Consider the following 17,430-nt stretch of genomic DNA (forward strand, 5'->3'; position numbering starts at 1 on the left):
TTTTGACTGTTGACCCTCTCAAGGAGCCTGTTTTGAGCACAGACATTCTGACCTCCCGGGCGCAGGTTTACCTCGACTCGCCCGCTCGAACCCTGCACCGCCTGTGTAAGCATTTCAGCCATAAAGTCAGTGCGCGCTGGGACGACGCCCGGGGCGAGGTGGATTTTGGTATCGGCCGCTGTGAATTGCGGGCGGAAGACCAGGTACTTCACTGCCTGTGTCACTCGCAGGCGCCCGCCGATCTGCGTGATATAGAAGACACTATCGAGCGCCACCTCGGCCCCATGAGTGGGCAGCCCAAGAACCCGCCGGCGGTTCGCTGGGAGCGATGACGCTTCAGAGCAGTGCCGCGCTCGAGGCGCCCGCATTTCCTACGTTTCTTCGCTATGTTGGCGCCTCCGTGGCGGGGCTGCTGGCACTCACCGGTGCGGCGCTGGTGGATGGCATCCTGGTGGGAAGGTATCTTGGGGCGGAGGCGCTTGCTGCGGTAAACCTGTTGATCCCCCTCTGGACCCTGTTGTTCGGCCTGGTGTTGATGCTGGCCATCGGGGGCAGTGTGGTGGCGGGGCGTTATCTGGGGGCTCGCCGGCCGAGCGCGGCCAGCCGGGTGTTTTCCGGTTGTCTGTGGGGAGCGGGCCTGACCGGCGTTGTCCTGACGGTGCTATGCACGATAGGGCGTGGGCCGATCTTGCACCTGCTGGCGGTGCCGGAGGATCTGAGGCTGTTGATCCGGCCGTATTATCACATCGTCTTGCTCGGCTTGGTGCCCCAGTATCTGGCGGTAGTGCTCTATTACTTTTTACGCACGGCCGGTCAGCCGCAACAGGCCAGTCGGGCGCTCGTGCTGGGGGCACTGGTCAATATCCTGTTGGATGTCTGGCTGCTGGCGCTCTTGCGTTGGGATATTCGAGCCGCCGCCCTGGCCACCATCGCCGCGCAACTGACGCAGTGTCTGCTGCTGTTCTACCTCTTTCACCGCTCTTCCCACCCGCTTCGGTGGACAAGGGTCCGCGCGAGTGTCCGGCGCTTGTGGCAGTTTTGCGGCAACGGCCTGTCCGAGTTTGTGAACGAGGTGTCGGCCGGTCTCGTGCTGTTGGCCATTCATTGGTTGTTGAGCCGCCACTATGGCATTGCCGGGGTCGCGGGCTTCGCGTTGATTCACTACGGGCTGCTGCTCAATATCATGCTGGCCTGTGCCATTGCCGAAGTGGTGCATGTGCTGGTCAGTCAGAACCGCGGCGCCGGCCAGTGGCCCCGGGCTCATCGCTTTTTCCGGTTCGGAATGGTGATGGCGCTGAGTTCGGGCATGGTGCTGTGGGGGGCGATCCAATGGGGCAGTGATCCCCTGAGTCGCTGGTTTTTTGCCGACGCCCAACTGGCGGTGGCCCAGTACGCCCGGGAATTCTGGTCGGTGATCGGCCTGGTGTTCTGGCTGACCGGCGCGAATCTGGTGTTCTCCGCCTGGTTTACCGGGTTGCAGCAGCCTGGACGCTCGGCGCTGATTGCCCTGTCCCGCAGTCTGCTGTTGCCGCTTCTGTTTTTGATGGTATTGAGCGTGCAACCCGGAGTCTCTTTTCTCTGGGCGCTGCCGCTGGCGGAAGCCTTTACCCTCGTCCTGGCATTGGCCATGAAGGTGCGTCAATCCTCATTCTGGCGCTCAGAATTGGCTGTTGAATGATTGCCGTGCCAGGAAGTGTAACAATCGTAAAATCAAATGACATTGAGAACCATTCTCATATAATCGGTCGCACATCCTCCTCACAGGCATCGTTACGAGGAACCTGCTATGGCCGATTTTGCTCGACATCTCGCTGAGTACACCACTTTCCAGGCATTTGTGAATTGCTATCTGCGCGAGGTGGATCCCGGGCAGTGGCTGTGTTCGGATTCGCCGCAAACCCGGGCGCTGTTGCCCCAGACGTTGCTCACCGGGAAATCCCTTCTGCAGCTTCATCTGCCTCGCCAGGACGTCACCCTCTGGTTTCTGGTCAGTTACCGTTCGCTCGCCGGTCGCCATCGCATTGAAGCGGCGTTCTGTCGGCACTCGGCGGGGTTTCAGACCGGGCAGCTCAAGCAGGAGGGCTTCTGGAGCACCCTGTTGCTGTTGGTCAAGGAGCTGTTCCATGAGCGCGGCGGGCATGCCGGTGCGGGGTTGAAACACCGCCAACTGGAATTGACCCACCGCCTGACCGACAGCCTGCAGAACACCATCCGCTATCTGGAAGCGCGCTGGCAGACGCCCTACCGCGCGCCGGATCATTTCAACAGTGCGGAACAGAGTCTGCTACTCGGACATTGGTTGCACCCCACGCCCAAAAGCCGACAGGGCATTCTCGATTGGCAGCATGAAATGGTCACGCCGGAATTGCAGGGGCAGTTTCAGTTGCACTATTTCGCGGCCCATCGGGATCGGGTGGAGCAGCAGTCGCTGCTGGCCTCGGAGGCCGAGGTGCTGCTGCGCGAGGCGCTTCAGGTCAGCGATCACTCGGTGGGGGTGGCCCCCCACGAGGTTCTGATTCCCGTGCATCCGCTCCAGGCGCACTGGCTGATGGCGAGACCTCACGTCAAGGCGTGGATGGACGCCGGCGAGCTGCGCTACCTGGGTCCACTCGGTCACACCTTCTCTGCTACTTCCTCCGTGCGCACGGTCTACCACCGGGACGCGCTCTGGATGTACAAGGTCTCGCTGCCGGTGAAAATCACCAACTCCTTTCGGCAGAACAAAGTCCATGAACTGCGGGCGGGCGTGTTGATGGCGGGGCTCATGAAGAACCTGCGCTTTTCCGAGCGTTTCCCCCGCTTTCAGGTGATCAGTGATCCCGCCTACTTAACGTTGCGCCACCCCGACGGTGCGGAGAGCGGGTTTGAAACCGTGCTTCGCGATAACCCGTTCGATGCGGCCTCCGGGCGGAACGTGTACTGCCTGGCGGCCCTGCTGCAGGACGCCTGGCACCCGGAGCAGGAGCGTTCGGTGTTGTCCGAACTTCTGCACCGGCAGGCCACCCGGGAAAAGCGCTCAGTGCAGGCGGTGGGTGCGGACTGGTTCGAGGCCTATTGGCAGTGCGCCGTGGAGCCCTGCCTGGTGCTGTTCGATCACCACGGCATTGCCCTGGAAGCACACCAGCAGAACAGTCTGCTGAGATTGAACGACGGTTACCCGGAAACCTACTACTACCGGGACAACCAGGGCTTCTACCTGGACGAGCAGCAGCGAAATAAACTGCTGGGTTGGCAGCCGCAATTGAGCCCGGACAGCGAACTGTTTTATCCCTCTGCCAGCATTATGGACCGCTTTGGTTACTACCTGTTGGTGAATCAGGTGTTCGCCGTGGTTTATCGCTTCGGCGCGGATGGCATTCTTAGCGAGGACCGCTTGCTCGAACGCCTGCGGCACAAACTGGATAACTTGCGGCTGACACTTTCCGGCAGTGGTCGGGCGCTGATAGAACGCTGGTTGACCCAAACCCAGCTGCCGGCCAAAGCCAACCTGCTGACCCGGGTGGAAGACATTGACGAGCTGGAAGCGGACCTGGAGTTGGCCGCCTACACAAGCATCGACAACCCGCTGTGCTCCGCGAGCCACGCAGCCACGGCCCTCAGGGAGGCGGCTTATGTCTGAAGCAGCCCCCTCGCCCAACGTTGAAGCGGAACCGCCGGTCGTTCCTGAAACGCCCGCCGAGCGCGTGTTCCGCCAGGCCCTGGAAGCGGCACTGTTCGAGGGCTTGATCGACTATGTATTGGTGCCGGCGGAGAAAACGCTCTGGGAAACCCTGTATTTCAGTCTGGGTCGTCATGATTACCGCTGCGCCGGTCGGCTGCGCGGGTTTGGTCGGGTGCGTTTGAACACGGCCACGCTGTCCCGGGTTCACGCGGTACCCTCGGCGGTCGCACCCGAAGAGATGTTGCCACTGTTGTTGGACGCCTTGCCAGGCGACGAGGAAACCCGCCGGCGTTTTGAGCGGGAACTGGTGCAAACCCGGCAGTGGTGCGAGTGGAACGAGCGGCATTTACCACCCTTGGATGAACGCCGTTGTCTGCCTCTGGCGCAACTGGAAATGGCAATGCGCGAAGGCCACCCCTACCACCCCTGCTTCAAGGCCCGGATCGGTTTCAGCGAAAGGGACCACCAACAGTACAGTCCCGAGGCGGGCACGCCCGTGCGCCCCCACTGGATCGCCGTGCCGCGCGAACAGGTGGTGACCGCCGGCGCCGCGTCCCGGGCTGACACTTTTTGGCGCAACGAACTGGGCGATGCCGGTTACCAGAACCTTCTAGAAAGAGCGCGGGTTCGCGGGCTCGATCCCGAGTCGGTGACCTACGTACCGGTTCACCCCTGGCAGTGGCAAATGTACTTGGCGCAGCGGTGCCAGAAGGCGCCCATTCAAGCCGTAGACCTGGGCCAGCCGGGCGATGAGTATTGGGTCAGTCAGTCGGTGCGCACACTGATGAATCGCACCCACCCCGAAAAAGCCGACCTCAAGTTACCGCTGGGTATCGTCAACACCTCGGCGCCGCGCCACCTGCTCAGTCACGGTATTGAATCCGGGCCGCGTTTATCCCGATGGATCGCGGAGACGGTCGAGCGCGATCAATTTTTTCAGAAACACCCGCTGGTGATTTTGCGCGAATACGCGGGGCTGCGGGTAGCGGATGCGTCGGCCCATCCGGACGACGATCCGGAAGTCTGTGGCTTCGGTGCGCTGTGGCGTGAGAGTCTGATCGCCCGACAAAAAGCGACCGAACGAGCCGCGCCGCTGATGGCGCTGGCACTGATCGAAGCCGATGGCAGGCCCTTTATCGACCTTTGGGTGCAGCGCTACGGTCTGGAAGCGTGGCTTCGCCAACTGTTCCGTACGCTGATTCTGCCGGTATGGCATTTGGTGGCCCGGCACGGCATCGCGCTGGAGGCCCACGGGCAGAATACCCTTCTGCTTCATGAGAACGGCTGGCCAGTGCGCGTGGCGGCGCGGGATTTTCACGAAAGCGTCGAATACGTTGAGGACTTTCTGGCTGAGCCCGACAGGGCGCCCGCCTTTTCCCGGGAAGCGCGCTACGCCCACGCCAAGCCCAACCAGTATTACTGGATGACGTCGGTGGAAGCGCTGCGGGAACTGGTGATGGATACGCTGTTTGTTTTCCATTTATCCGAGCTGGCGCTGCTGTGCGAAGAACACTATCGCTTGCCCGAGAGCCGGTTCTGGTCCCTGGTGGCCGAGTGCCTGGAGGGCTACCGCAATGGGGGCCACTGCCGCCAGGAGCGACTCGATCTCCTGGGCTATCAGTCCCCCATGATTCAAGTGGAATCCCTGCTGCGCAAGAAACTGTGTTCCGGTGCCGATGAATATCACCACCGGGTGTTTAATCCTCTGGCGCACGCCAACCAACCATCGTTTTCTCACAAACACGCTTACCCAAAAGAGGTGCCTCATGCTGTTTTACCTCGATGATCACGCTTACGAACAACGCGATCTGGACAATCGCTGGGCGGCGTTGGAATCCCAGTCGGCACTGGCTTCCGCCCGGCGCATCGCGGTGTGCACTCACGATCGTTTCGAATGGCTGGCGATGGCGTTGTACGCCCGTCGGCACGGTCTGTCGGTGGCGCCGCTTCATCCGGATACACCGCTCGCGGCAGCATTGGATAAAGCCGCTCAGCTCGAGTGTGACACGCTGATCTGGCAGAGCTCGAATAATCTTCATCGGCTGGAACCGACGGAGGCGCCCTCGGGGACCTTGATTCAGTTCAGTTCCGGAACCACCGGCGAGCCCAAGCGCATTGAGCGTACCTGGGAGGAGATTGATACCGAGATCGAGCATTACAACCGGGCGCTGAATCTGTCCCCGGAGGTGGTGCCGGTGGTGGCCTGTTCGGTCACGCATTCCTACGGTCTGATTTGCGGGGTCATGGCCTCCATGGCGCGCGGGGCTGTGCCGCATATCGTTACCGGCTGGAACCCCAAACACCTGCTTAGGACCCTGCGTCAGTACTCCAAACCCATGCTTTACAGCTCGCCGTCCTTTATCAAAACCTTGTTGATGCTGTGGCCGGGAGACCAGCCCCTTTACGGCGTTATGACGTCCGGCAGCGTGATGCCGCGAGCCTGGTTCGAGACCTTGACCAAAAAAACGGTCAACGTCTGGCAGCAGTACGGCTGCTCCGAGGCCGGCTGTGTCGCCATCGCCCGTCAGCCGGTGGACGCCGATGTGATGGGCAACCCCCTGGGGCACTGTGAATTGCAGGCGGGACGGGATGCGGATGCACCGGACGAAGTGGTGATTCAACTGGGCGAGCGACAGGTGCGCACCGGCGACGCCGGTTACCTGGATGCCAATGGCGCGTTGCGGTTTTGCGGTCGTCTGGACGACACCATTATTTCCGCCGGTCTGAATGTGTATCCGCAGGAGGTGGAGGACGCGCTTCTGACCCACTCGGGGATTCATGACGTGGTGGTCTTCAAGCTTCCGGATGCGCTGGCCGGGGAGCGGGTAGCGGCGGTGTATACCGGCGACGCCTCTTTGACCGACCGGGAGCTGCGCTCGCTGTATCGCGAGCGCCTGGCGACGTATCAGTGGCCCACCTGGGTTCGGCATTTGGACCGGATTCCGCGTATGCCCAATGGCAAAGTCAGCCGCCGGGCGCTTGCCGCGCGCTTTGCGGCGGAGGGAAACAATGTGATGGAAGAGAGCGGCGAATCGCGCCAGGGGGTGGCCTGATATGACAGCCGTTGCCAACAGTGAGTTTGTGGGCCAAGTACGACAGTTGCTGGCGGTTCATCTGCCGCGTCTGCCGTTGGATGCGGTTACGCCCGAAGCGCACCTGACGTTCGACCTGGGGATGGACTCGGTGGAACTGATGCAGTTGCTGGTCTTGCTGGAAACCGAAGCCGGCTATGCCATTCCTGAGCATGCGCTCGACCCCGACCAGCTGCAAACCCTCGCCGATTTGGAGCGATTGATGACCAGCGCTTCAGAGCCGGCGGATACCGTCGGAGAGCCCGAGCTTGATGTGAAAGTGCACTGCGTTGTCAGTTGCTTGTGCCATCCGGTCAAACGGGCGGGACTCGATCATCGTCCCTTTTATTTTGGCGTCTGGGATGCGGAAGTGTTTGTCGATGAACACGCCCGTTTGCGGTATCACGCGGACGATGTCGATCACGGCTTTTTCTTTTCGTGGTTCGAGCGGCTTTATGGAGCAAGGATTGAACCCTGGTACGACCACAGCCTCAGTAAATCCCGAAACATAGACGCACTCGAAGCCCGGATGCGCCAGCGGAAGTCGTGGGAATACCTGATGGTCATGCTCGATCTGTATCGCCTGCCGGAACGGGAAAACCGGTTTCAACTGAACCCCTTCCCACATTACGTACTGCTGGAAGACAGCGTGCGGAGCGATCAGGTATGGATGTGGGACCCGGACTTCCGCTGGGAGGGCACGCTGGATCGCCGACGCGTTATGCACGCGGTCGAATCGCCGGCGGTGGCCGGTGGCTACATCCTCAACGTGCGCGACTTGCACGAGCCTGAAGCGGAGGCGGTGGCCGCCTACTTTGAAGTCTGCTTTCAACCCACCCTGAATGGCCTGACCCACTCCGTGGAGCAAATCATTCAACAGCATCTGCCTGGCGAGGGAACGCGAGAACCGTCCGCATTGGGTGCGGCGCTGGCGGAGCTGCCCGTTCTGGCAATACGTAAATACGCCTATGAGCACGGGCTGGCCTATTTCTGGCGTGCGTTGGGCCGCTCCGCCGACGAGTTTGAGCAGTGGTGTGATGTAATTGAGGCTCTGGTGAAAGGTTACGAGCAGCTGCTGTACCAGGCCAATAAATGGGCGATGACGCAAAAGCCCGAGGACCTGGCGGCGCTGTCCAACGCCGTGGCCTGGCAAAACGAAAGGGAACATCGCATTAAGCGCGCGCTGTTTCTGGCGTACAACGAGTGGCGCCAACGCTGTTTATCTTCCAGTCCGACGCCGGAGGTGGCCACCCTATGATGCATTTGTCCTTGTGTACCATCAGCTTTCGTCATCACCTGGTTTCTCTGCCGGAGTTGGCGACCTTCGCCGCCCGCTCCGGCCTGGATGGCATTGAACTCTGGGCCGCGCACGCGCGCAGCCTTCGCTCCCAGCCGGCGTTGAACGGCCGGTGGCTGGACGCCATGAACCTCGACGTCTCCATGCTTAGCGACTATCTGCCCTTTACCGGTTCCCCGCGCAAGGGCGAAGAGAAACTGGAAGATCTGTGTGAAATGGCCGAACACTGGAACACGACGAAGTTGCGAATTTTCGCCGGTAAAAAAGCCAGTGCTGATAACTCGTCGCTGGAAGTGCAGTCACTGGTATCGAGAATGCGGGACTACTGCCAGCAGGCCCATGAGTCGGGTCGCGATCTGTTGATCGAAACTCATCCCCACACCCAGGCCGACACCATCGGCTCCACACTGGAGCTGTTGAACGCCGTGGATCACCCGGCCCTGAAGATCAACCTTGATGTGTTGCACATCTGGGAAGCGGGTGAAGACCCGATCAAGGCCTGGCATAGGCTCTCGCCCCATGTCCACCATCTGCACTTCAAGAACATCAGCCAACGACAACACCTGCCGGTATTTGCCCCGGAAAACGTGTATTCGGCGGCGGGCTCTCGCGAGGGCATGGTGCCCCTGTTTGAAGGTGCCTATAACTTTGCCGGCTTTATCGAAATGCTACCCCGCGACCGGGTTCACAGCGCCTCTCTGGAATGGTTCGGCCACGACCCCTACGGCGTCCTCGCCGAAGACAGCCAGCAGATCCGGCGCGTCCGGGCTGGGCGCCTGTGTGAAGCGTAGGTCAGGTAAGGGCGTGAGCCCGCCACCTGACAAACAAACCCTGGGCGTCGTATTGTGAACCACCGCACAAAAGCCATTTTTTTTGAGGCGTGGCGCATTTTTCTGCCTACAAAGCCGAAAGGACTCGCTAGACTTCGGCTCGTTGAGTGATTCCGCGTCGCCATTGGCGGCGAAATCATTCGGAGATTGATGGACGCCAAGGACAGTCATTACGGACCTATGAAACACATTCTTCGCCTCCCCAGGACCGGGCAGCAATACAAGCTGGTTTCCAGCACCGCCCAACCCTCCCAAACGCCCACCCAACGGCCCTTGCAACTGAGCGAGCGACAGCAGAGCACCCTGCTTGCCGAAGTGGAAGTCATGCCCCCGAGCAACTGGGCGCAATTGTGGGAGGCGGTCAAACCCGCCAACAAGCCTCCCCTGGCGGATGCCCCCAGCGTAAAAGCCGCTCTGGCCGAATTGTTGAAAAGCCAGCAACTGCGCTGGCTTTCCCACAACCCCACCGAAGAACTGAAAAAAGCCAAAGGCACCCGCGGCAGTCAGCCCATTCAGGGCAAGCTCGAGAAGGCGGCTTATGGCGGCACCCACTCCGGTCAGTCGGTGGACTCTGCTGCTCCGGAGGCAGGCGACGCGGGTGGTGACGACGCCACGCCGGTGGGAAAGTCACCTGCAAAAGACGGTACGCCCCCGGTCAAGGAGTGCGCCACCGAAGGTGAACCCATCAGCATGATCTCCGGGGAAGAGCTGCTGCAACTGACCGATGCTCGCCTGCCGGGGCCCATGCCGTTGGACTGGACCCGCACCTACCGCAGCTCCCAATGTCAGGATGTGGGGCTGGGGGCGGGCTGGACCCACACCGGCTGTGAAACGCTCACCCTGAGTGAAGACCAGGCCTATTACCGCGATGCGGACGGCCGTGACATCTCCCTGCCACTGCCCGAGATAAAACAGACCAGCCGACACTGGTCCGAGGGCCTGGCCCTGGAGCGCGTCTCCGAGACCGGCTTTCTTCTGCGTCAGGAAGGCCAGTGGACCAAACGCTTTGCCGCGCGTGCCGCACATCGAGACACGCTATTACTGGTCCAACTCCAGCACCCCGCCTATCGTCCGGAGAAGGTGGTGTTGGGCGAGCGGGAGCCCGAACGGGGCTTCGCCATCAATCTTCGCTACAGCGCCGCCGGGCGCCTGCAGGCGTTTGAAGGCAACTGGGGCAAAAGCCTGGAGTTGACCCGGGACGCCTCTCACCGTGTCACCGGGCTAGCGTTGGTGGATGGCGCCAGCGGCCGGCAAAAAACGCTGGCCCAATACCGTTACAGTGAGGAAGGCGACCTCATCGTCCACCGCAACGCGGCGGGGGCGGAAGAGCGCTATCAGTACAGCAATCACCTGATTCGGGAGCGCCAGCTCAAATCCGGGTTTCGTTTCTTCTTTGAGTGGGACGGCGACGCGCCCGGTGCCCGTTGCACCCGTCAGTGGGGCGAGCGGGGAATCTACGACTACCGCTTCGAATGGGACCCGGACCACAAGTGCAGCCGGGCCACCGACAGTCGAGGTCACACCCGGGAATACACCTACAATGACTACGGCCAGGTCGTCACCGAAACCGACCCCGAGGGCGGTCGTCATCAGTACGCCTACGACCAGGGTCGCAAGACCGCCTACACCGATCCGGAAGGCCGTACTACCCGATACTTCTACGATGAAGACAAACGGCCCGCCGGCCTCGAAGATGCCCTGGGCCAGCGGGTCAGCCTGGGCTACTTCAATAACCGGCCTACACGGTTCAAAGACAAAAACGGCCACCTCTGGACCCGCCGCTACGATCAGCGCGGCCTGCTCACCGAACTGAAAGACCCCTTCGGCCTGGCGACTCATTACCGCTACAACCGCATGGGGCTGTTGACCGACGTCCGTGATCCCTCGGGCAATCGGACGCAGTACCAGTGGTCACCCGCCGGCGAGCTGCTCAGCGTTACCGACCCGGACGGTCATCAGCGCCGGTTGCACCACAATGATTGGGGCCAACTGGTTCAGGTGGATATCCGCCTGAAGGGCCGCATCAAAGCCGGCTCCATTCGTTTCAGCTACACCGATACCGGGCAGCTCAGTCGTGTCGTCAGTGCGAACGGCGATACCCACAGCTATGAGTACAACAACAGCGACCAACTCACTCGCTACAGCGACCCGCGCGGGCGCGTCACCGAGTTCAAATACGATGGTCTGAGCCAAGTGGTCGAGCGCATTGACCCGGAAGGCCATCGCCTCCAGTACGAATACGACAACGAACGCAACCTGACAGCCCTGATCAACGAAAACGGCGAGCGCTACGAATTTGTCTACGATGGCAACGAGCGACTGATCAAGGAAATCGGCTTCGACGGTCGGGTCCAGCATTACCAGTACAACGCGGCGGGCCACTTAACCCAGCACCTGGATGCGGGCGAAGTGCTCACCCGTTTTGAACGGGACCCGCTCGGTCGCCTGCAAACCTTGAGCCGGCGCCAGATCGGCTCCGATGAGGTGCAAGAACAAACCCGCTTTGCTTACGACCCGGCCGGTCAACTGACCGAAGCCTACAACGAACACCAGTACCTGAAGTTCGACTACAACCCCTACGGCAAGGTCACCAAGGAGCACCACTGTGACCTGAACGGCAAGCGCGAGCGCCTGCTCTCAACCGCACAAGATATTGACTTCCGTTATATCTGGCCGGGCCTGCGCAGCGGCATGACCCTGCCCGGTGGTGATGTCATCAATTACCGGTTCGATCAACAACTGCGCTGGACCGGGGCCTCGTTCAACGACCAAGTCCTGGCCGATATCGAGCGCGACCCCCTGGGCCGGGAACAGGCCCGCCACCAGGGTGGGCTGACCACCTACAGCGACTACGATCCAGCGGGCCGCCTGCTGCGCCAGCACAGCGAACGGCGCGATCAAAAGCACCCCGGCCCCATCCAGCGCGAATACGGCTACGACGCCTTCGGCAACCTCAGCCAACTCACCGACGGCCCCGACCAGCAGCGCTTTGTCTACGACCTGCTGGATCGCCTCAAACGCGTCGAAGGCACCTTCGAGGAACAGTTCCACTTTGACCCGGCGGGTAATCTGCTGGGCAAGCATGGAACCGCCCAAGGCAACCGCCTCACCCTGCAGGGCGACCGCAAGTACACCTACGACGCCCGCGGCAATTTGATCGAAGAGCGTCGCGGGAAAGGCGGCAAGCTCGTCACCCAGTACCACTACAATCTGGCCAATCAGCTGGTCAAAGTGGAGCGGAACGGTCAATGCACTGAATACCGCTACGACCCCCTGGGCCGCCGTATCGCCAAGCGTTCCGAGGCGCAGGAAACCCGCTTCCTCTGGGCCGCCGACCAGATGGTGCGGGAAACCTCGGGTGAGCACACCAGAACCTACGTCTATGAACCCGAAAGCTTCCGCCCCCTGGCGATGGTCCAGAACGAGCAGATCTACCACTACCATCTGGACCACCTCGGCACTCCGCGAGAGCTGACCAGCGACACCGGCGACATCGTCTGGAAAGCCCGCTACCGCACCTACGGCAACGCCGCCATCCAGGCCGTCGACGACATCGACAACCCCATCCGCTTCCAAGGCCAGTACTTCGACGAAGAAACTGGGTTACACTACAACCGGCATCGGTACTATAATCCCGAGACGGGGCAGTTCACCACTCAGGATCCGATTGGGTTGTTGGGGGGTGTTAACAACTATCAGTATGCGCCGAACCCCACTCAGTGGGTTGATCCTCTAGGGCTAAGCTGCAAAGAGGATAAATATAAGTCGACTCCATTGTTGAGTGAGTATGAGGGCGAAAACAACCCAAATAACCCTCAGCGTTGGAATGCGCCCATGGTTTGTGATTATTTTAATGGGCGCCAGTTAGAGAAGCATGAGCTTGATGTGAAGGATGGTCTGTTGGTTGAAAAGGCAACAGGGCTACCTTTTGATACCGCTGACTCTAATACGCACTGGGGGGACGCGATATTTATAATGGATCCCCAAGGTCGCATTTTCGCTTCGAAAACTCAAATTCCCTTTGAACTACATCACTCCAGCTTAAGCCAGGGACAACCGGTATCGGCGGCAGGGGAGATTAACGTAGCCCACGGGAGGCTGTTGACCTCTTCTAATAAAAGTGGTCATTATGCACCTAGCAATACTCTTAATAATCAATTTTTCGAGGAACTGGAGTCTCGTGGTATGAGCTCGCGTGAATTAGATGAAGTGGAACGCGGAGGCTGGAAAGAAGATGGTACTCCGATGAAACCTGTGAAGCACAAGAGCTTTAAAGAAGCTGAGAGCTGGAGTCCAGGAGATAAAATTCCTTACGATTGGGACGAGTTTTAATGGTAGAAGATACTCCTCCGCAGGGACTAAACGCGCTTCTATACTTTCTTAACTACGTGACGGATCTGTCAACTGAGCCAGTTCTACCGGATCATTTGATGCAGCAAATTGAGTCTGCCTACAAGCCAGAGATGGTAAGAATGATGTGTGAGGCTCTAAAGTGGTCGGTTGAGCATCCTGAGTTTGACTTTGAAGAACAGATACCATTGAGTTACAAGAACGAAGAAATTTACCTATACCTTGAAAAGGTGGATCGGCTTTTTGAAAGCAAAGGAATTTGCTGTAAATTTTTTCGACAAAAGGATGGTTGAAACGATGTGCGCTAGATCTGACGCTTAACCTATATTGGTTTGGGTCTAGCTCTGACCGTTATAAAGTGAATCCTAGCTGAGAAGATAGAGACAAATTTTGGTAGAGCTATAATTAAACATTTTTATAAATTAGGGCGAGTTCAGACGAAAAAGAGACTATCTTGAGGGGTGCTTTTGAAGGGGCAGAACGATTTAAAAATAGAATATGCATTAAAATGAATAATCTATTTAAAAGGTTTAAGGTCAATAGAAAGGGGGTGGACTATATTTGTTCAGATGTTCATGGTCACTTCTCCTTGCTTGAAAAAAAGCTAGAAAAAGAAAAATTTAACCCAAAGGTCGATAGGGTTTTCTGTCTCGGAGATTTGGTTGACCGAGGTCCTGAGAGCGAACTTGCGTTGAAGTGGCTAGATTACGATTGGTTTTTTTCAATTCAAGGAAACCATGAGCGCATGCTCATTGATTCGGTTGATCAATCCTCCGGTCATATGTTTTCTCAATGGTATGCTTGGGGCGGGTCTTGGGCAGAAGCTCTGACGCGGGACGAGTTGATGCTGTTCTATGAGCGGTTCGTCAACTTGCCTGTTGCGCTAGAACTTAATCTTCCTGACGGTAAAAGAGTTGGGTTGGTTCATGCAGAGCTTCCAGATAGCTGTGATTGGAATGATGTGAAGCAGGAGCTTCAAAAAAGCGATAAGTCTGATGTAGAACGGAATCTTCTGATTAGCGATATGCTATGGAAAAAGTCGCAGCCGTATCGGGCGGGTCCTGCGTGTATTGAGCCGGTTAAAAATATAGACCACGTGTTTCATGGACACACAATAGTTGATTTTATAACGACGCACGCGAATCGAACATTCATGGATTTGGGAAGTTATTTGAATGACGACATCGGTCTAATAAGGCCGTTGGATTTTGTATAGGGTGCCGTTTTGATAGTGGTAGGTTAGATGGGAGAGGCGTCATCTGACAATAAATTTCCACATCCCCCCGCTCGCTCAATCCCAGAATTTTTAGTGCTTTCGCGACAAGTAGCGCAGTTAGATCGGGCGGACCTCACTGATGCTCAGTCGTCTTGTGTGACACTTTCCCTGCTGTGGGCACGCATTCTCTTGACGATTATTTTCGCGCCCCCGTTATAAACCCTCGTTTTTCTATAAAACCTGTGTCGCAATCTCGTTATTTCGATTGGCGAAGGCTCAGGTTCTTTTGTAGTCTCCTAAGTAGAATATGTGGTAATGCTCGCGGCAATTCTCGCGACTTGGGGGAAACTTTCTGTGAACAAAATAGTGGTGGTAGCAATTCTGGCGTTGTTAGTGCTGGGAGTCACAACGCTGGCGCTGAAACCCGATCGACCGCAACCGGCTACTGAACGGTCGGGGTCGTCCAACTCATCTTTGGCGGTTGCCTCTGTGAGTGATCCTTTGCCCGTTGGTGCCGCCAATCCTGCAACCCGTCCCTCTACTGTCCGTTCGGGAGTTTCGACCTTGCCTGCAACGCCAACGTCCGCGCCCCGCCCATCAGAGGTGGACCTGTGGCGGCTGGACAAAAGTTCTCCCGATACTCGAGTCGACGGACACCCCGCCAAACGGCTGCAGACTGATCCTGCGCTGGTCGAGCAGTTCCATGTCGGTCAGAAACTGACGATGTACATTCCTCAGCGTGACATGAATGTGGAGGCTCGCCTGGAAAGCACCCGAAACCAGTCGGCGAATGTGCATATTTTTCAGGGGAAACTCCTGAATGGCAGTGACCAAGGGAGCCTTTTGGTGGCACGCGGAAGCATCGAAACCCACGTCACCATATCCACGGACGAAGGCACCTATTCCGCGATCATTGATAACGAAACCGGCAGTACCGTATTGATCGACGAGGGTGATATTACCGCGGACCAGGTGCCCTTTGAGGATGGCATCCCGGTACCACCCATCGAGCAGGGCCCGCCGCCGGGCGGTTAGCCAGAGGTCCTACGACTGTTGCACCCCCGAAGTACCTGTATCTGTATGTGGAGAGCTGGAATGAAAAAGCAAATGTTCAAAAAAGTGGCCGGAGCCCTGGCGGCGGGAAGTCTTTTATTGGGGGCGGCGCTCGCTCAAGCCGCCCCTCTGGTTGACGTGTTGGTCCTTTACATTGACGAGGCGCAACAAACCAGCGCCGGCCGGGATATCGAGGCCCGAATCGGCGCCTATATCTCGTACAACAACCAGGCCTTTGAAAACAGCAATGTGGATATGCGACTGCGCCTCGTTGGGGCAGAAAAAGTCGACCTCGATTATACCTATGTAACCAGCGAAAATCTGGGGGCCCTGCGCAGCAACAGCACCGTGGCGGCCTTGCGCCAGGAATACGGTGCCGATCTGGTTACCCTTCTGAATTTACGGCAGCCCATGTCGGGCGGTTATATTTGCGGTATTGGCTATATTCCGTGGGGAGATGCCAGTAACGGTCGTTTGGCCAGCAATGCCGGATCGGCGGCGTTCAGTCTTGTCGGGGTGGACTGCGGGCTGAGCACCTTTGCCCATGAACTAGGGCACAACATGAGTCTCGGGCACTCCTATGTGCAAAACAGTGGCGGTGGCGTCTGGGAGTGGGCGCGGGGCCATGGTGTACAGGGCCTGTTCAGTACGGTTATGGCCTATCCCCAGTCATATGGCACCAGAAATCAGATACAGATATTCTCCACCCCAGATGTGGTTGACTGTTCCGGGCAGCCGTGCGGCGTGGATCGCAGTCAGCCTCAGGGCGCGGATGCCAGCCGAAGCCTGAATAACCTTGCGCAACAAATTGCGGACTTCATGCCTCATGTAACGGACATTGATGGGCCGGACCCCGATCTTGAACCCTGCAGTAAACCGGAAGTTGAGGGCAACCTTGTCACCAACGGCGAGTTTGATACCTTGCTGGGGTGGCAAGCGCTGTTCAACGTGTCCCGTCTGACGCAGGCTGATCAACAAACCGATTGCGTAGACAAGCTCTTGCGGATCACGGATCGCACTCAGGTGTATAGCGACGGTTACCACGATTTAGGCAGAAAGTTGGAAGTGAACAACGAGTACCGGTTTACCGCGTCGCTCGGCGTGGCCGGAGCCGAACGTGACACGGTACGCATTGCGCTTCGCATAGAAGAGGGGGGTGGCATCCGTTATCAGTATCTGGACCCGGTGTCCGTGACCTCGGCTGAATTGACGGCTTACAGCGCCAGTTTTCTTTTGGACGCGACGACCGTGCCTGATAGTGTCGGTCTGATTCTCTATGGCCCTCAGCCGGGTGTGGATATTATCGCGGATGAGGTGGCGCTGGTGGACGTGTCCAACTCCGAGCCCGAACCGGATAACCAAACGGTGCTGAACGAGAGCTTTGAGCGTGAAGCCAGCGGTTGGTCGAGCTTCGGCGCCAGCCAAACGGCGTTTTCCTCCCGTGCCTCTGAAGGCGACTACAGCCTGCGAAACTATTCGCGCCAGTACAGCTATTCGGGCCCCATGCGGGAGGTCACGGGACTGTTCGATGCCGAAACAACCTACACCATGACTGCCGACATCTATGTGGAAGATGCGTCGGCAAGCTCCGCAAACGCGAGCGTATGGATTTACTACGTCGACGATCAAGGCTCCCATTGGCAAAGCGTGCTTAGTACCATGGTATCCACGAACAGTTGGCAGGGTATCGAAGGTGAATTTACGATCATGCCGGAGGGCGACATTCGCCAAATGCGCTTTCTGATCGGAGGTCCCAGCGCCGGGAGTGAGCTCTATCTGGATGAGTTGCGGGTAGTGCGTCCTTGAAGGCTCTCTGACGAATTCGAAGAAGGTGGTGCGAGGTGCTTTTGCGAGCGCCTCGCGCTGCGGGTGTCCGTAACAGTACGCTTTATTGGAGAGTGGGCTGTACGAGTGGAAACCTAGAAGTATGGAAGGAATCAGGATGTCAGGTG

General features: G+C 58.4%; 12 protein-coding genes. All 12 read left to right on the top strand.

The window, feature by feature from the left end; genetic code table 11:
- Positions 1–32: 32 nt before the first annotated feature.
- The 12 genes from G547_RS19590 to mep72 all read left to right on the top strand — a co-directional run bounded on the left by G547_RS19590 (position 33) and on the right by mep72 (position 17,284).
- Positions 33–332: a DUF2218 domain-containing protein gene (locus tag G547_RS19590; protein ID WP_211224470.1), complete on the top strand. Its 300-nt coding sequence runs from the start codon at positions 33–35 to the stop codon at positions 330–332.
- Positions 329–1,678 (top strand): MATE family efflux transporter, encoded by a 1,350-nt coding sequence (locus G547_RS19595; protein ID WP_036186409.1) that lies wholly within the window; start codon positions 329–331, stop codon positions 1,676–1,678. The genes G547_RS19590 and G547_RS19595 overlap by 4 nt, the downstream gene beginning before the upstream one ends.
- Before the next feature lie 108 nt (positions 1,679–1,786).
- Entirely contained in the window at positions 1,787–3,619 is a 1,833-nt protein-coding gene (locus G547_RS0101795; protein WP_027328380.1) for an IucA/IucC family protein, read from the top strand.
- Positions 3,612–5,447 (top strand): IucA/IucC family protein, encoded by a 1,836-nt coding sequence (locus G547_RS19600; protein WP_051234574.1) that lies wholly within the window; start codon positions 3,612–3,614, stop codon positions 5,445–5,447. Before G547_RS0101795 ends, G547_RS19600 begins: the two co-directional genes overlap by 8 nt.
- Entirely contained in the window at positions 5,428–6,714 is a 1,287-nt protein-coding gene (locus G547_RS19605; RefSeq protein WP_051234576.1) for an AMP-binding protein, read from the top strand. Before G547_RS19600 ends, G547_RS19605 begins: the two co-directional genes overlap by 20 nt.
- Before the next feature lies 1 nt (position 6,715).
- Positions 6,716–7,990 (top strand): DUF6005 family protein, encoded by a 1,275-nt coding sequence (locus G547_RS0101810; protein ID WP_036186412.1) that lies wholly within the window; start codon positions 6,716–6,718, stop codon positions 7,988–7,990.
- Entirely contained in the window at positions 7,987–8,820 is an 834-nt protein-coding gene (locus G547_RS0101815) for a sugar phosphate isomerase/epimerase family protein (RefSeq protein ID WP_211224471.1), read from the top strand. The genes G547_RS0101810 and G547_RS0101815 overlap by 4 nt, the downstream gene beginning before the upstream one ends.
- Positions 8,821–9,039: 219 nt before the next feature.
- On the top strand, positions 9,040–13,191 hold the full coding sequence (locus G547_RS19610; protein WP_051234578.1) for an RHS repeat-associated core domain-containing protein: 4,152 nt from the start codon (positions 9,040–9,042) through the stop codon (positions 13,189–13,191).
- Positions 13,191–13,502: a hypothetical protein gene (locus G547_RS0101825; RefSeq protein WP_027328383.1), complete on the top strand. Its 312-nt coding sequence runs from the start codon at positions 13,191–13,193 to the stop codon at positions 13,500–13,502. The genes G547_RS19610 and G547_RS0101825 overlap by 1 nt, the downstream gene beginning before the upstream one ends.
- A 215-nt stretch (positions 13,503–13,717) precedes the next feature.
- Positions 13,718–14,425: a metallophosphoesterase gene (locus tag G547_RS19615; RefSeq protein ID WP_051234580.1), complete on the top strand. Its 708-nt coding sequence runs from the start codon at positions 13,718–13,720 to the stop codon at positions 14,423–14,425.
- A 315-nt stretch (positions 14,426–14,740) separates the two neighbouring features.
- Positions 14,741–15,460: a biofilm-associated metzincin protease inhibitor BamI gene (gene bamI, locus G547_RS22410; RefSeq protein WP_483803749.1), complete on the top strand. Its 720-nt coding sequence runs from the start codon at positions 14,741–14,743 to the stop codon at positions 15,458–15,460.
- 60 nt (positions 15,461–15,520) lie between these two features.
- Positions 15,521–17,284, top strand: coding sequence for a biofilm-associated metzincin protease Mep72 (mep72, locus tag G547_RS0101840; protein ID WP_051234582.1), 1,764 nt, complete (start codon positions 15,521–15,523; stop codon positions 17,282–17,284).
- Positions 17,285–17,430 lie beyond the last annotated feature (146 nt).

This window comes from Marinimicrobium agarilyticum DSM 16975 (assembly GCF_000423345.1).
In the GTDB taxonomy this organism is placed as follows: Bacteria; Pseudomonadota; Gammaproteobacteria; order Pseudomonadales; family Cellvibrionaceae; genus Marinimicrobium; species Marinimicrobium agarilyticum.

Bases quoted from the DNA above. Each gene is read 5' to 3' on its own strand.
- G547_RS19595 (WP_036186409.1), top strand. From the start codon at position 329: ATGACGCTTCAGAGCAGTGCCGCGCTCGAGGCGCCCGCATTTCCTACG.
- G547_RS0101795 (WP_027328380.1), top strand. From the start codon at position 1,787: ATGGCCGATTTTGCTCGACATCTCGCTGAGTACACCACTTTCCAGGCA.
- G547_RS19600 (WP_051234574.1), top strand. From the start codon at position 3,612: ATGTCTGAAGCAGCCCCCTCGCCCAACGTTGAAGCGGAACCGCCGGTC.
- G547_RS19605 (WP_051234576.1), top strand. From the start codon at position 5,428: ATGCTGTTTTACCTCGATGATCACGCTTACGAACAACGCGATCTGGAC.
- G547_RS0101810 (WP_036186412.1), top strand. From the start codon at position 6,716: ATGACAGCCGTTGCCAACAGTGAGTTTGTGGGCCAAGTACGACAGTTG.
- G547_RS0101815 (WP_211224471.1), top strand. From the start codon at position 7,987: ATGATGCATTTGTCCTTGTGTACCATCAGCTTTCGTCATCACCTGGTT.
- G547_RS19610 (WP_051234578.1), top strand. From the start codon at position 9,040: ATGAAACACATTCTTCGCCTCCCCAGGACCGGGCAGCAATACAAGCTG.
- G547_RS0101825 (WP_027328383.1), top strand. From the start codon at position 13,191: ATGGTAGAAGATACTCCTCCGCAGGGACTAAACGCGCTTCTATACTTT.
- G547_RS19615 (WP_051234580.1), top strand. From the start codon at position 13,718: ATGAATAATCTATTTAAAAGGTTTAAGGTCAATAGAAAGGGGGTGGAC.
- bamI (WP_483803749.1), top strand. From the start codon at position 14,741: ATGCTCGCGGCAATTCTCGCGACTTGGGGGAAACTTTCTGTGAACAAA.
- mep72 (WP_051234582.1), top strand. From the start codon at position 15,521: ATGAAAAAGCAAATGTTCAAAAAAGTGGCCGGAGCCCTGGCGGCGGGA.